The organism is Leptospira kirschneri serovar Cynopteri str. 3522 CT (genome assembly GCF_000243695.2).
Taxonomy (GTDB): domain Bacteria; phylum Spirochaetota; class Leptospiria; order Leptospirales; family Leptospiraceae; genus Leptospira; species Leptospira kirschneri.
In genome coordinates this window covers 73029-87521 of record NZ_AHMN02000002.1, presented here as the reverse complement: position 1 = coordinate 87521, position 14493 = coordinate 73029, and the positions used below count along the sequence as shown (strand labels likewise).

18 protein-coding genes and 1 pseudogene are annotated in these 14493 nt (G+C 37.8%); 17 read left to right on the top strand and 2 right to left on the bottom strand.

The window, feature by feature from the left end; genetic code table 11:
- The first annotated feature begins 68 nt into the window (after positions 1-68).
- The 3 genes from LEP1GSC049_RS224060 (at position 69) to LEP1GSC049_RS224070 (ending at position 1856) form a co-directional block, all read left to right on the top strand.
- Positions 69-956, top strand: coding sequence for a hypothetical protein (locus LEP1GSC049_RS224060; protein ID WP_016560316.1), 888 nt, complete (start codon positions 69-71; stop codon positions 954-956).
- A gap of 191 nt (positions 957-1147) precedes the next feature.
- On the top strand, positions 1148-1279 hold the full coding sequence (locus LEP1GSC049_RS224065) for a hypothetical protein (RefSeq protein ID WP_004754764.1): 132 nt from the start codon (positions 1148-1150) through the stop codon (positions 1277-1279).
- 151 nt (positions 1280-1430) lie between these two features.
- The gene (locus LEP1GSC049_RS224070) at positions 1431-1856 is read left to right on the top strand and encodes a VOC family protein (RefSeq protein ID WP_016560340.1); all 426 of its coding nucleotides are present in this window, start codon (positions 1431-1433) and stop codon (positions 1854-1856) included.
- Between the two features lie 664 nt (positions 1857-2520).
- Here LEP1GSC049_RS224070 and LEP1GSC049_RS2000000228615 read toward each other — a convergent pair.
- Both LEP1GSC049_RS2000000228615 and LEP1GSC049_RS224075 read right to left on the bottom strand, forming a co-directional pair.
- Positions 2521-2774, bottom strand: a pseudogene (locus LEP1GSC049_RS2000000228615) (IS3 family transposase); the annotation flags it as partial.
- Positions 2775-4063: 1289 nt separating this feature from the next.
- The gene (locus tag LEP1GSC049_RS224075; RefSeq protein WP_004758452.1) at positions 4064-5113 is read right to left on the bottom strand and encodes an MraY family glycosyltransferase; all 1050 of its coding nucleotides are present in this window, start codon (positions 5111-5113) and stop codon (positions 4064-4066) included.
- A 94-nt stretch (positions 5114-5207) separates the two neighbouring features.
- On the opposite strand from LEP1GSC049_RS224075, the gene dapA reads away from it, so the two are divergent.
- Genes dapA through LEP1GSC049_RS224140 form a run of 14 tightly spaced genes read left to right on the top strand, consistent with a single transcriptional unit; the run spans position 5208 to position 14492 of the window.
- The gene (gene dapA, locus LEP1GSC049_RS224080; RefSeq protein WP_004753995.1) at positions 5208-6092 is read left to right on the top strand and encodes a 4-hydroxy-tetrahydrodipicolinate synthase; all 885 of its coding nucleotides are present in this window, start codon (positions 5208-5210) and stop codon (positions 6090-6092) included.
- A gap of 3 nt (positions 6093-6095) precedes the next feature.
- Positions 6096-6908 (top strand): 4-hydroxy-tetrahydrodipicolinate reductase, encoded by an 813-nt coding sequence (dapB, locus tag LEP1GSC049_RS224085; protein WP_004754978.1) that lies wholly within the window; start codon positions 6096-6098, stop codon positions 6906-6908.
- 12 nt (positions 6909-6920) lie between these two features.
- Positions 6921-7742 (top strand): diadenylate cyclase CdaA, encoded by an 822-nt coding sequence (gene cdaA, locus LEP1GSC049_RS224090; protein WP_004753592.1) that lies wholly within the window; start codon positions 6921-6923, stop codon positions 7740-7742.
- Between the two features lie 2 nt (positions 7743-7744).
- Positions 7745-8800: a CdaR family protein gene (locus LEP1GSC049_RS224095; protein ID WP_004753563.1), complete on the top strand. Its 1056-nt coding sequence runs from the start codon at positions 7745-7747 to the stop codon at positions 8798-8800.
- The gene (gene acpS / locus LEP1GSC049_RS224100) at positions 8797-9177 is read left to right on the top strand and encodes a holo-ACP synthase (RefSeq protein ID WP_004754466.1); all 381 of its coding nucleotides are present in this window, start codon (positions 8797-8799) and stop codon (positions 9175-9177) included. Before LEP1GSC049_RS224095 ends, acpS begins: the two co-directional genes overlap by 4 nt.
- 3 nt (positions 9178-9180) lie before the next feature.
- Positions 9181-9402 (top strand): tetratricopeptide repeat protein, encoded by a 222-nt coding sequence (locus LEP1GSC049_RS224105; RefSeq protein WP_004755189.1) that lies wholly within the window; start codon positions 9181-9183, stop codon positions 9400-9402.
- 8 nt (positions 9403-9410) lie between these two features.
- Positions 9411-9788, top strand: coding sequence for a bactofilin family protein (locus LEP1GSC049_RS224110; protein ID WP_004754134.1), 378 nt, complete (start codon positions 9411-9413; stop codon positions 9786-9788).
- Between the two features lie 22 nt (positions 9789-9810).
- The gene (locus tag LEP1GSC049_RS0204455) at positions 9811-10071 is read left to right on the top strand and encodes a hypothetical protein (RefSeq protein WP_000248821.1); all 261 of its coding nucleotides are present in this window, start codon (positions 9811-9813) and stop codon (positions 10069-10071) included.
- A gap of 3 nt (positions 10072-10074) precedes the next feature.
- Positions 10075-10959, top strand: a complete 885-nt coding sequence (gene rpsB / locus LEP1GSC049_RS224115; RefSeq protein ID WP_004754551.1) for a 30S ribosomal protein S2 — start codon at positions 10075-10077, stop codon at positions 10957-10959.
- 11 nt (positions 10960-10970) lie between these two features.
- Positions 10971-11570, top strand: coding sequence for a translation elongation factor Ts (tsf, locus tag LEP1GSC049_RS224120; protein ID WP_004754895.1), 600 nt, complete (start codon positions 10971-10973; stop codon positions 11568-11570).
- 3 nt (positions 11571-11573) lie between these two features.
- The gene (pyrH, locus tag LEP1GSC049_RS224125) at positions 11574-12320 is read left to right on the top strand and encodes a UMP kinase (protein WP_004449539.1); all 747 of its coding nucleotides are present in this window, start codon (positions 11574-11576) and stop codon (positions 12318-12320) included.
- On the top strand, positions 12310-12864 hold the full coding sequence (gene frr / locus LEP1GSC049_RS224130; protein ID WP_004754595.1) for a ribosome recycling factor: 555 nt from the start codon (positions 12310-12312) through the stop codon (positions 12862-12864). Before pyrH ends, frr begins: the two co-directional genes overlap by 11 nt.
- 46 nt (positions 12865-12910) lie before the next feature.
- The gene (locus tag LEP1GSC049_RS224135) at positions 12911-13591 is read left to right on the top strand and encodes an isoprenyl transferase (RefSeq protein ID WP_004778023.1); all 681 of its coding nucleotides are present in this window, start codon (positions 12911-12913) and stop codon (positions 13589-13591) included.
- Positions 13584-14492, top strand: coding sequence for a phosphatidate cytidylyltransferase (locus tag LEP1GSC049_RS224140; protein ID WP_004762477.1), 909 nt, complete (start codon positions 13584-13586; stop codon positions 14490-14492). The genes LEP1GSC049_RS224135 and LEP1GSC049_RS224140 overlap by 8 nt, the downstream gene beginning before the upstream one ends.
- Position 14493: the final 1 nt, after the last annotated feature.

Below are 14493 nucleotides of genomic sequence, written 5' to 3'. Positions count from 1 at the left end.
AAACGAAATGAGAAAAATATTTTATTATTAATTTAGAATTATATTAGAATATTATAAAATTAAATAGAGTGAATGAAGAATGGACTCAGGATAATGAAAAGATTATCGAACATTTCAGAGAGCTTTTATTGGATACACCATCCAGTTTGGATTTGTTTCAGAGAATTTTTTCTAAAATCGAAGGTATCGAATATTTGGATGAAAATATTAAAGTAAAACTTGTTAATGATGTTTCAATTGAACTTACCGAACCTGCGGATAAAAAAGAAATAGAACAATGGCCTGAATCAGTTAAAAGAATATTCTCTGAACATGCAACTATGGGTATCTGGAAAGGAGAAAATTTATTCGGCGGACAAATTGCTTTTGATAATAGAATTAACGTCAAAAATCTTGAGGGAACCAAATGGAAGGATGAAGATTATGATTTATATAACATACAATCACCTATAAGTGGCGGTGATGGAAATTTTGTGTTTCATCCCGCTTTTAAAGATACGAGTGGAGAGGTTCTTTGTCAAGTTATTGATGGTAAAATTAACGGACCTTTAGCAATTGGACCAGGTTCCATATTTTTATGGATGATAGCAGGTTATATGGAAATAGATCGAGACATATCATTGCCACTCATATCAAAAGATAAGTTAATAAGTATTACTCCAAAATCAACAAAGTCAGGAGTAATAAAATTAATTATGGAAAAATCCGGTTTATCAAAAGAACGAATCGATGATTTAATTAAAAAACTCGAAAATCTTTATGATTTGGAGAAGAGTTTTAAAAAAGCTAATGATAAAAACCAATTTATAAAATTAGAATTAAAGTATATAGATGATATTGAAGCTTACAAGAATGCTTTACCCGAAAGCCGACAATTAGATTTTATTATGATTCACGGGTATAACATAAGTTGTTATAAAGATGAATTATTAAAAAAGTATAAACAACGCACATAACTGGGGTTTCCCACTTTCGTAAAACCGTAGTCGTTAAGTTAAGCGGACGTTTCTGCAAATTTAAGGAAGGCATCAATTTTTCGATCTAAGAAACTTAAAAAATGATTTAATATAAATTAAATTCAAACAACCAAGCTATCGGAATAAAAATTCAAAATTGGAATGTGCCTAAATTCCCGGAAAAATTGGTAATGGATGGAGAATTTTGTAAATTAGAGCCTTTAGATTCTAAGATACATTCAAAAGAATTATATGAAGCTAATTCCTTGGATAAAAATAGAAAGCAAAAAATTAGTTTATCTAGTTTAACAAAACCACTTTAAGCGTAAAAAGACGATTTTATTTTAATCAGGCAGAAACTTTCGTCTAACATGAGATAGTCGTTTTTGTGTACCAATTTCATGATGATTGAAAATAATTTCGCTTGTAATAACTTCTTGCAAGCTGTTATTCGACAACTAAAAGGTAGGCTATATGGAAGACCCAAACGATCAAGCAGAGAATTCAACTTCACCTATTGACACAACACCAAAGGTGACAGGAATTGGCGGTATTTTCTTTTTTTCCGACAATCCGCAGGAAACCAAAGAATGGTATGCCAAAAATTTAGGACTTGAAACCAATGAATGGGGTTCGACTTTCGAATCCAGAGACGTCAACAAACCAGACGAGATAAACTATCTTCAATGGAGTCTTTTCAAAAAGGGGTCTGAATATTTTTCTCCATCCAAAAAAGATTTTATGATTAACTACCGAGTTCAAAATATTGAAGGGTTTGTGGAGAAACTTAAACAAAACGGAGTAATCATACTTGACAGTATTACGAGTTACGACTATGGAAAATTTGTCCATATCATGGATGCCGAAGGCAACAAGATTGAACTATGGGAGCCTTCTTGACTGTGTTTTAACTTGAATGGACGGTAAAAACAATCAAGTAAGTAATAATTTACTCATGCAAATGCTGGTTCTGACACAACGTTTCTAAATCGTTTTATGTTATCTTTGCTTTGAAATAAAATCTCTTTTGTTAAACGTCATAGTTTAAAAAATATTTTCATTCTAAAAACGAAAAAGAAAATCGAGGAGGAAGTATTCTGGTTTACTATCACTTATCCTACTCAGAATAATAAAATAAAGTGTAATCGTTAGAACTTGATATTACACTTCTTGAAAATTTATTTTACTAATCTCTATAAAATTGAGTACCGTTAATTTTATCACAAAACACTGATTCCACGCAAAATATTAGGTACTCTATTATATAGTTATGATTAATAACCAAAATAAAAACTGACATTCTTTAGAATTTAATTAAGAAAATTTTAAGTTGTCTGAACGCTTTTTCTTAACTAAATCTTAATATAACTTTTACTTTTTCAATTCATTGATGTTTCACTATTGATCGCGAATAGTATTCACAAAACCTAATGATGAATGAACTTTCTGTTTATTATAATAGAGTTGTTGAAAAATTCCATAGTGAAAATTCGTAAAATTGCTTCAATTGTCCATTCAATCCAATACAAACAGATGAAGAATTAATTTTTCAACAACTTTATTGATCAAAAAGTATTTCTTCCGCTTCTTGAAATCTATAAAAGTAATTATATTCCATTTCTCTTTTCAGAGAACCAAAGAAGGGCCTGGCGATTGCGTTGTCCTAAAATTTTCCTTTCTGCATGCTCTTTCAAATTTTGTTGCTGAGCAAATATTTTCGAGCTTCGTTCGGGCCATAATTGGATTCTCTGTTTGAATGAAAAACTAAATCTTTAAGAGGATTTCTGCAATAATCGATTTAGAAAGAACAGTTGCTATTCACTTAACGACTGTTCTACGTAATAATAAAATGGGGGCGAATCCAGCCTTTGCAAACAAAGGCTGGACCGGGCTCTTTAGCTCTGGTCAAGTTATTGTGAGATTTCAGAATCAGATTCAGTTTTTATAAAATACCAATAACTTGTGCTGAGTTTCCAACGCGCCTCATAGGAAGTGTTGTGCTTTAGTTCATTCATCGATCCCTTTCGCATTGTTATACTGAATTTACACTAACTTAGAATCATTAGAATTTGAAATTGACCAACTTACTACTTTCCGAGAATAAAAATCCAGTATTATATAAAGATAAATCCAATCGAAGGAAGATCTTAAAAAAACGTGAATTCGATGTAAGGAACCCATGATTCTAAAAAAGTTGGAATCCGAATTTTACAGATCGTTTTCTTAAATGTGGGAACTACTGCAAAATTTAGGTTTGCCTGTAAAATGCTGTGGGAACTACCACAATTTAAAGAATAGAAGTTTATAAAGATTGAATCTGTCGTGTTCAAGTGTGGGAACTACCACAAATCACGATTTTACGAACAAATTTTAAAATTGTAGGAACTCATACTTTTAGAAAATTCTTTCTTGCTTTCTTATGTCGAATTCACGTTAAAACAAATTTAAATATTGATGATCGCAAAACAGCGGTTTTGTGCAAAAATCAGATTGGACGATGATTCTTTTTGTATCCCAGTAGTATAGTAGTTCCCACAATTCTCAAAGTTTAACTGATAAATCCACGATTTGTGAGAGTTCCCACATTTATCTTTTTACGAAAAAATTGACCTAGGATTTCTCCACGAACTCGTATTAAAAAAGTAATATTTGAAATTAGGATTTATTAGCTTTTCTGTAAGAGTTCCTACATTTTTGTGAATTGAAAGCGTCTCACTCCCTGAACTCAGCAAACGCTCTCTATCATAACCAACCCCACAAGTATTTAGATTTCAATATAGATCTGTCGGAATTACGACAAATCCTCTGTAAAACTTACATCCCACCCTAGATTTTGGGTGGTAACTCAATGAATTGCTTTCCATGGGTCGCAATTCAGGTGGGAGGTGGAAAGGCTTGGAAGACTTTTCTCTATCAGAGAAACATGCTTTTTGCAAGTAAAAAGACTCATTCTTGTCGGAACACTTGAATCATGTGCGTTTTTGAGCCTAAAACGCTTTCGCAAAAAGCGTTTTGCTGAGTTCAATTTTGATTCTAAAATCTTATTCAATTTGTGGGGTTGGTTATGGCTCTCTACGGATCGCGTTTGAAACTCAGTAAAACGCTCTCTACGGATCGCGTTTTAGGTCGTTCGACATAGGCGTTCTAAATTTACGAAACAATAAAAAATACGCGCCTACATAAAATACTAAACAGATCCAAAAAATAATACTGCCGGGAATTTCTAGGTTACGATGAAACGCAAATAGGATCATAGCTGGAAGATTGGCGATCGTAAAAAGAAACGAAACTAAACCTTTGCTTTTAGAACTAACGGCGATTAGCTGATAAAGATGTCTACGATGAGCTTGGAAAATATTTTCACCGTTTTTGAGCCGTAAAAAAATCGTAACCACACCGTCCACGAAAAACACCGGCAACAAAAAGAACGAGGAAGAAATTTCAAACGAACCCCAAAGTTTGTCGTCTATAAAAAACAAAGGAAGAACAGAAATTGTATAACCAAGAGGAAGAGAACCGGAATCGCCTAAAAAAAGTTTTGCCTTGGGCAAGTTAAAGCTTAAAAAACCGAAAACGCCCGCGCAGATCCAAGAATAAAATAAAGGAAGTTGGGAATGAAATAAAAATGAAAACGCTAAAATGGCAAGAAGAAAATGAGAAGAAAGATATGCATCCAGACCATCCATGAAATTACAAACGTTAACGACAAACAAGACGTAAACGATCAAAATCAAGGTGGAAAGACCTGGAATGTTTTCTATACTTAAACTTAGAAAAGAAAATCGAACCGGTTCCAGATAAAAGAAAACGATTAGGAAAAAAATTTCCAAAACGAGACGAATCCCAGCACTCAATGAAAAAAGATCGTCTGCAAGACCGATTAAAAAAAAGAAAAATAAACCCGTAAAAAATAGAAAAATTTTACGATCCGGAATTTCAAAAACACTGAACCAAACGATCGATAGACAAAAAATGGGAAGTAAAATCCAAATACCTCCCGATTTTTTCGTAGTTCCGACGTGCATACTTCTTTCATTCGAGACGTCCGAGATTGCGAACCTTTTGGAATGAAGATAAATCCAAGAGAAAAATGACGTGGCAAAAAAAAGGAGAGCACACGTAAGAACTGGATTCCAGAAAAAAGAAATCTGTTTCACTACCAATCCAGACTAGAAGTAAGAAGTCTCTCTGCAATCAGAAATCGAAACGTTTTTGATTGCCAAATCCGACTCAAATCAAGAACCTAACCCTATGTTCCAGGGCGTTTATACGGCGATCATCACACCATTCAAAAACGATAAAATCGATTACGACAGTTATTTCAAACTACTGGAAAAACAAATCAAAGCCGGAGTCAGCGGAGTTGTTCCTTGTGGAACGACGGGAGAATCTCCGACACTTTCTCACAGTGAACACGCGGAACTTATACGAGAAACCGTCAAAGCAGTACAAGGAAAAATTCAAGTAGTCGCTGGAACCGGGTCCAATTCCACAAAAGAAGCCATCGAATTGACAGAGGCGGCTTGTAAAGACGGAGTGGACGGAATCCTTTCCGTAAATCCTTATTATAATAAACCTACACAAGAAGGACTCTTCCTACATTTTAAATCGATCGCGGAACATTCCACCGTGCCTGTGATGCTCTACAATATTCCGGGAAGAACTTCTGTAAATTTATTACCGGAAACCGTACTCAGACTCAGCGAGGTCAAACAGATTCGATCTATGAAAGAGGCGACGGGAGATCTGGGACAAATGGGGAAATTAATTTCCTTAGTGGGAAATAAAATGACGGTACTTTCCGGAGACGATAATTTGACCCTTCCTTTACTTGCAATCGGAGGAGTAGGGGTTGTGTCTGTGATTTCCAATCTATTTCCAAAAGCATTAGTACAACTTGTAGGATCGTTTCAACAGGGAAAAATCTCCGAGGCCAAAAAAATACATTACGATTTTATTGAGGTCTTTGCGCTTGCATTTATGGAAACCAATCCGATTCCGATCAAGACGGCGATGCACTGGTTTGGTCATTGTGGTTCGGAAATACGGCTGCCGTTGACTCCACTTTCTCAAAACGAGACAAGTTCTAAATTTAAAAAGGTGCTCGAAGGTCTGAAAGAAAAAGGATACGAATAACGAATGAGTCAACCTTCAAAAACTCAAATTGCTTTGATCGGAGCGTCCGGAAGAATGGGACGCGCTATCATCTCCGTACTTTCTACTTCTATCAAATCCACGTTATCTTCATCGATAGTCAGTCAAAGTTCCGTATTTTTAGGAATGGATTCCGGACTACATTCCGGGATCAAACAAAACGGAGTGAATTTTTCATCTGATTTAGAAGTCGCGGTGCGGAGTGCGGATTGTGTGATCGATTTCAGCACACATCAGAACTTGGATTTTACACTTAAGGCGTGTATTCAGCATCAAAAGCCGGTTGTAATCGGAACTACAGGGCTCACAGAACTTCAAAAAGATGCGTTGCAAGTGGCTTCTAAAGAAATCGGAATCGTATATTCACCTAACATGTCTATCGGAGTGAATTTATTATTCAAGTTAACCGAAATTGCGGCCAAGGTAATGGGAGAAATTTCGGATATAGAAATCCAAGACATTCATCATCGTCACAAAAAGGACGCACCTTCTGGAACCGCCGAAAAATTAAAGAACATACTTTTAGAAACGTTAGGCAGAACGTCTAAAAACGTAGTCCACGGAAGACACGGGATTTTAAAAGAAAGAGATTCTAAAGAAATAGGAATTCACACGTTTCGAGCGGGAGAAGTGATTGGAGATCATACCGTATATTTTTTTACTCCCGAAGAAAGAATAGAAATAACACATAAGGCTCAGGATCGAAAAACCTTTGCAGTAGGAAGTGTACGCGCGGCAGAATTTTTAGTAGGTCGCAAGCCGGGACTTTACGATATGTTTGCGGTTTTGGGATTGTAAAGGGAGTCAGGATTGTTTTTTTTCAAGAACATATCCCTATTCCCACTCGGTAAAAATCCGTTCATTATCATCATAGATATACTGATTGTCGGTTTTTTCATTTATCAATTTTATTCTACCATTCGAAGAACCAGAGGGATTCAGCTGTTACTCGGGGTCGCGGTCATTTGGTTTTTAGGAATTTTTGCGAGTACGTTTGAACTCGAATTATTAGATTGGATTATAGAAAGTATTCGTCCTGCACTCGTATTTGCGATTATCGTTTTACTCCAGCCGGAGCTTAGAAAGATTACAGCAGATCTTTCTAAAATGAAAATCTTTCAGCCGTTTCTTTTAAAACAAATGACAGATTTAGAGGAGATTATAGAGGCCGTAAAGGTTATGGCTAAAAATAAAACAGGATCTCTGATTGCGATTGTACGAGAAAATAGTTTGAAGGAAATTATAGATCAATCCGTGCAATTAGACGCGATCATCTCCGCGAGTTTGCTTCTTACTATTTTTAAAAAAAATTCAGCACTTCACGACGGGGCCGTAATCATAGAACAGAATAGAATCGCTTGTGCCGGAGCTTTTCTCCCAATGACTCAGAATTTGGATGACGCAAGGATGGGAGCCAGACACAGAGCCGCGCTTGGAATTTCAGAAGAATCAGATTCTATTGTGATCGTTACGTCGGAAGAAACTGGAGAAATCTCCGTATGTTACGACGGAGAAATGACTCATCCTGTTAAACCGATCGAACTTAAAAATCTAGTCAATACGATCCTTAAAAAAAGAGATAACGTTTCCGAAAAACACAATCCGGTTGTGGAAGAAAAGGCGGAGCGCTGAAGTTGAAATTGATCTTCAATAACTGGCAGGCCAAATTAGGGTCTTTGATTCTGGCGATCGTATTCTATATAAATCTACAAAATTCTAAAATACTCGTAAAAGAAATCCAGATTCCGATCGAATATCCTAAGTTAGGCGGTTCTTTGATCGTTTCTAAAACCTCCGATAAAACGGTTCCTATAAAAGTGGAAGGGGTTCGGGAATACGTAAATTATTATTCCCAGTTTTTAAAAGCTCATATTAATTCTTCCGAACTTAAGACCGGAGAAAATTTAGTTTCCGTTTATAGAATTTCGGGAGCACCCGCGGGGCTTAGAATTACAAGATTACGGGATAAAATTAGGGTAAACGTGGAATCAAATTCCGGTAAAATACTTCCCATCGAAGTGAAGTTTACGGGAGACCTTCCACCTAACTATGTAAAGACGAATCATTTTGTTTCCCCTTCTGTAATTCACGTCAGCGGTCCTCCCGGAGTTTTGGAAGGTTTGGGAAAAATTTCGATTCCTCCTATATCCCTCAAGGATAAAACGGAGTCTTTTTCATATAAACATAAACTTCCCGATTTTCCTGCTTCCGTAAAGATAAGAGATAACGTAAAAGAAGTTACGGTTCGCGTAAATATATTTGCAAGCGCGTCTAACGCAGGTGAAACTCTTCTTCTCGGAATTCCGATCAAATGCCAAAACTTAGATAAAAATTTGGAAGCTGAATTTTCCGAGCCGGAAGTTTCCGTAAAACTTCAATCTAAAACCACTCTCAAAAGTATTCAGGTAATCAAAGGACTTTCAGCGAGTGTAGTATGTTCTCATAAATACGATCCTAAAACTAAAAAAATTCTTCCGGATAATAAACCGGTATTTGCCAAAATCAAACTGAACAAATCTGCTTCTCTAAAATCCGTAGAAGTTTTAGGAGTGTTTCCGGATAGAGTATCTATTCTTTTTAAAGTAAAACCCGATCAAAATCAAAACGATGGTGTAAAAGAATCCGATGGAGAGGATGGTGAAAATACGATCGAGCCGGATTCCAGCCCGGAGATTTTAGAAGAAGAATGAAGATTTCCGTAGGAAACGATATTGTAGAAAACGCAAGGATTCGTGATCTTTTAGAAAAACACGGAGATCGTTTTTTAAAACGAGTTTTTTCAGAATCAGAGCGGGAATACTGTACTAATCGGAAAGATCCAGTTCCACATTTGAGCGGAAGGTTTTGTGTTAAAGAAGCTTTTATCAAAGCCATCGAACCAGGTGACGATGTGATTTTAGATATGAGGGAAATCGAACTTTTCGGAAAAGAATTTGGAAAAAAAGAATTGGTACTGCATGGAAAATCCAAAGAATTGTTTCTTACCAAAGGATACAGCGGTTGTTCGGTTTCGATCAGTCACGCTGAAAATTATTCCACGGCCGTCGTGGTGCTTTACAAGGAGTGATCTATGATTTCGGAAACGATGAAACAAACTCTTCAATTCTATAGCGAAGGTCTGAACTTGTATAAAACTAGAAAGTTTAACGAAGCGCTTGAAAAATTTAAAAAGGCGATCGAGTTGACCCCGGACGACGGCCCTTCTAAAAAATATATCGGTCGTTGTCAGGCATTTATCACAAATCCTCCTCCCGCAGACTGGGATGGAGTTTTTGAAATGAAAACGAAATAAGAGAATCCATGTCTAAGAAAACTGCAACTAGAACTTCTCGCCCCATTACAGAATACGGCGCCATTTCCACGGTTCTCGGAAGAGAAACTTCCTTTTCCGGAATTTTAAATTTTCAAAAACCTCTTGAAATTTCAGGCGAGTTCCAAGGTGAAATTGAATCCGATGGATTTTTACTCATCAGCGAAGGTGCAAAGATACGCGCTAACATCAAAGCAGGTACCGTGATCGTAGGTGGTGAAATTACGGGAAACGTAATCGCGACTGAAAAGTTAGAAATGCTTTCTACCGGAAAGGTAAACGGAAATATCAAAACATCTAAATTACAAATTGCAGACGGAGTGATCTTTGACGGGAACTGTGAAATGATCCAGCCCAATAAAGATTGACCCGCGCTTTCATCCGTAAAAAGTGGTACCTGCTAACCCGAAAAAGCCTAAGGATAGGGCTGAGATTGGCAAGATAGCCCTCATTCTTCTCCTCGGTTTTTTCGCCGGGGCCGTGACGGGAGTTATTCTCGATCGCCTAACAGGCGTTCCTTTTTTCTCTTCCTACCTGCTCCGAGAAGCAATCAAATTTGAACTCTACGTAATCAAGGTCGAAATACAATTTACCCCTGCTAGTCTGATAGGACTCGTAGCGACGTTGTATTTCGTACTAAAAAAGGGGTAAACCATGTCAGTGATCTCAATGAAAAATCTTCTGGAAACCGGAGTACACTTCGGACACCAGACTCGTAAATGGAATCCTAAAATGGCTCCGTATGTTTTTACGGCCAGAAACGGAATCCATATCATAGACCTTCAAAAGACCGTTCAAAAAGCAAAAGAAGCATATGACGCTCTTAAAAAATTAACTTCCGAAGGTAAAAAAGTCCTTTTTGTAGGAACTAAAAAACAGGCCAGAGGTGCGATCGAAAGAGAAGCGATTCGTTCTAACATGTTTTTTATCAATAATCGTTGGCCGGGTGGTCTTTTGACCAACTGGAACACTGTGAAAAAAAGTATCGCTCGTTTAAAAAAACTAGAGTCGATGGAAGCGGATAACAGTTTTGAAAAAGAAGTTAAAACTAAAAAAGAAGTTCTGACTCTAAGAAGAGAGCTGGAAAAACTTCGCAAGACTCTCGGTGGGATCAAGGATATGGCGACCATTCCTGAAATTATGTTTGTGATCGATCCTAAAAAAGAAGAAATTGCGGTTAAAGAAGCTAGAAAACTGGGTCTTAAAATTTTCGCGGTTGTAGATACTAACTGCGATCCTGAGTTGATCGATTATCCGATTCCAGGTAACGATGACGCGATCCGAGCCATTTCCCTCTTCCTCGAAACCATGTCCAACGCGGTGATTGAAGGAACCGGTGGTGTTGTAGAACAACCTAGATTCAGCGAAGATTTGGATTCGGAAGCTTTGGCTTTGGAATACCAAGGTGAATATGATGAAAGTGGAAAGTTCATCATGGACGAAGACGCAGATTCTAAAAAAACTAAAACCGCAGAAGAACCTTCTACTACTACGGTCGAACCTTCTTCCACTACGATCGAAGTGGATCAAAACGAATAAGGATTTCATTCATGGCAGCAGTGACTACGGACTTAATCAGAGAACTCAGAGAGAGAACCAGTGCAGGAATGATGGACTGTAAAAAAGCTCTCGAAGAAAATAACGCAGATATTGAAAAAGCGATTACCTGGCTTCGTGAAAAAGGGATCGCAAAGGCGGCTAAAAAAGCGGGAAGAGAAACCAAAGAAGGCAGAGTGGTTTCTTATATCCACGGTAACGGAAAGATCGGAGTTCTTGTAGAATTGAATTCTGAAACAGATTTCGTTTCTAAAAACGAAGACTTTGAAGCCCTTGGTAAAGAAATCTGTATGCAGATCGCAGCGATGAATCCTTTGTATCTCAACGAAGAATCCATTCCTGCTGCGGATCTAGAAAAAGAAAAAACGATCATGAGATCTCAATTGGAAGCGGAAGGTAAAAAAGCCGATCAGATTGAAAAGATCCTTCCTGGAAAAATCAAAAAATACGTTTCGGAATCTTGTCTTGTAAACCAGGCATTTTTTAAAGACGATTCTAAAACCATAGACGACTTAGTAAAGGAAGCGATCGCGAAATTTGGCGAGAACATTACTATCGCCCGTTTTGTCCGCTTTCAGGTGGGTGGACTCTAAATTTTGGCTACGGAAGCGAAGTATAATAGAATTCTAATTAAACTTTCTGGTGAGGCTCTGGCCGGAGAAGGTGAATTTGGAATTGATACAAACAAAGCCCATTCTCTCGCAGAAGAAATCAAAGAAGTTCATGATCTAGGAGTAGAAATCGCTCTTGTTGTTGGCGGTGGAAATATCATCCGAGGTACAAATCTTGCCAAAGCAGGAATCGATCGAGCTACCGCGGATTATATGGGAATGCTCGCTACGATTCAAAACGCTTTAGCGCTCCAAGACGCTTGCGAAAAAAAAGGTCTTTATACAAGAGTTCAATCTGCGATCGAAATCAATTCTATTGCTGAAAGTTATATCCGTCGCCGAGCCGTTAGACATCTCGAAAAAAGAAGAATCGTAATTTTTGCGGGTGGGACCGGTAATCCTTATTTTACTACTGATACGACCGCAAGTTTAAGAGCCGTAGAAGTGGGTTGTGACGTGATTCTCAAAGCTACTAAAGTGAACGGGGTTTATACCGCAGATCCTAAAAAAGACAACGAAGCCAAACGTTATTCTCAGATTTCTTTTATGGAGTCTATCAATCGTAGACTTAAGGTTATGGATTCTACCGCTCTTAGTTTGTGTATGGAAAATAATATGTCGATCATAGTATTTGACATTTTCAAACGTGGAAATCTGAAAGACCTCATTACCGGTAAAAACATCGGCACATTGATCTCTAATTCGGAGGACATTCAAATCGATGGCAAGTGACGCAATCATTTCTGGAATGAAAACTAAGATGGATAAAACCATCGAATTGGTTAAAAAGGATTTTGGAACCATTCGCACTGGGCGCGCTAATCCTTCCCTTGTAGAAGATATTCGAGTGGATTACTACGGTACACAAACTCCGATCAATCAGCTTGGGAATATTTCCGTTCCGGAACCTAGAATACTGGTCATTTCTCCTTATGATAAGGGAATTATGAAAGACATCGAAAAGGCGATCCAAACCTCCGGTTTAGGGCTTCAGCCTACCAACGACGGGGTAGTCATTCGAATCGTAATTCCGGAACTAACAGGGGAAAGGCGGAAAGAACTTGCAAAAGTTGTAAAGTCTAAGTCCGAAGAAAAAAAGGTCGCTATTCGCAACATTCGTAGGGATGCGATGGAAGATCTTAAAAAACATACCGAAGGAATGTCTCAAGACGAGATCAAATCGGTTCAAGATCAGATTCAAAAAATCACAGATTCTTACATCGATAAAATTTCTTCTCTAACCGCAGAGAAGGAAAAGGAAATTACTACGATCTAAGGTGGGCTTATTCGAGTCCAATCTTCCCAAACATATTGCCGTTATTATGGACGGGAATGGTCGATGGGCAACCGCCAGAGGTAAATCCAGATCCGAAGGTCATAGAGAGGGTGCCCAGGCCATAGATAGACTTATGGATGCAAGCCTGGAACTGGGCTTAAAAAATATTTCCCTTTATGCTTTTTCTACCGAAAATTGGAAACGCCCCGTCACTGAAATCCGTTCTATCTTTAGTCTTTTAATCGAATTTATAGAAACTCGTTTGGATACGATTCATAAAAGAGGTATTCGAATCCTTCATTCCGGAAGCCGAAAAAAATTAACTCGAGGCGTTTTAGACAAGATAGATTTTGCGGTAGATAAGACTCAAAAGAATAAAAATCTAACCGTTAACTTCTGTTTGAATTACGGTTCCAGAGACGAGCTTTTAAGGGCGGCACAGGAGCTTTTTTTAGAAAGAAAACGCTCTAAAGTTTCTTTGGAAAAGCCTTTGAAAGAAAAAGAGTTCGAAAAATTTTTATATACGTCCATCCTTCCTCCCGTAGATTTACTGATCAGAACCGCCGGGGAACAAAGACTCTCTAATTTTCTGCTTTGGCAATCCGCGTATGCGGAGTTGTATTTTACGGATACTCTCTGGCCCGAGTTCGATAAAAATTCTCTGGTGGATTCCCTAAAGTGGTACGAAACCAGAACCCGAAAATTCGGAGGACTTACGAATGGGTGAAACTTCCAAGAGACTCGCTTCTGCGGCCGTGCTCATACTATTTTATCTTTTTATGATATTCTATCCCGGTTTTTATTATCTGCAGACGTATTTGATTCTTCTTTTAGGTGGAGCTATCGGAATCAAGGAATTTTATAATCTTTCCGATCGAGGTGAGGACGGAAGACCGTTTCGAGGAACCGGCGTTTTTTTTATGTTGTTGATCCTCTCGTTTTATTACTTTCGATTTTTGGGTTCTCAAAATCAATTTGAAGCACCTTTGTTCTTTCTGCAAAATATAAAATATTTCATTCCTCCTTTTGATCCGGTTCCAGTTGCTTTTCTTTTATTATTTATCGTTACGTTTACTTTGCAGATCACCAGACGCCCGTTAGACGGTGCTATCTTTTCTGTTTCATCCACTTTTTTAGGTGTGTTCTACGTTGCGGTTCCGTTAGGTCACTTTTTACTTTTGCTCGGAATGGCTCAGGGAATCTATTATATTGTTTTTGTTTCGGTGGTCACCTTTTTGACGGACGCCGGTGCTTATTTTGGGGGAAGGTGGTTCGGAAGACATCCGGCCGGTCTTGCAATTTCTCCTAAAAAAACCTGGGAAGGTTATGTGACCGGAATTTTTACGGCGATCGGTTCCGTTTTTATCTTCAACATAATTTGGGAATATTCTACTGGAACTCTCGCAGCTGTCAGAGGATTGGAAGTTTTTTTGATCTCCGCGATTTTATCTTTTGTCAGCGTGATTGGGGATCTTTTGGAATCCGCAATGAAACGAGACGCAAAAATCAAAGATTCTGGTTCTTTGATTCCGGGTCACGGTGGAATTTTAGATCTTGCGGACGCTCTTTTGATTACCATTCCTGTCTTGTATTACTATCTTCAGATCAAGGGGAATCTTGGAGTCTAAT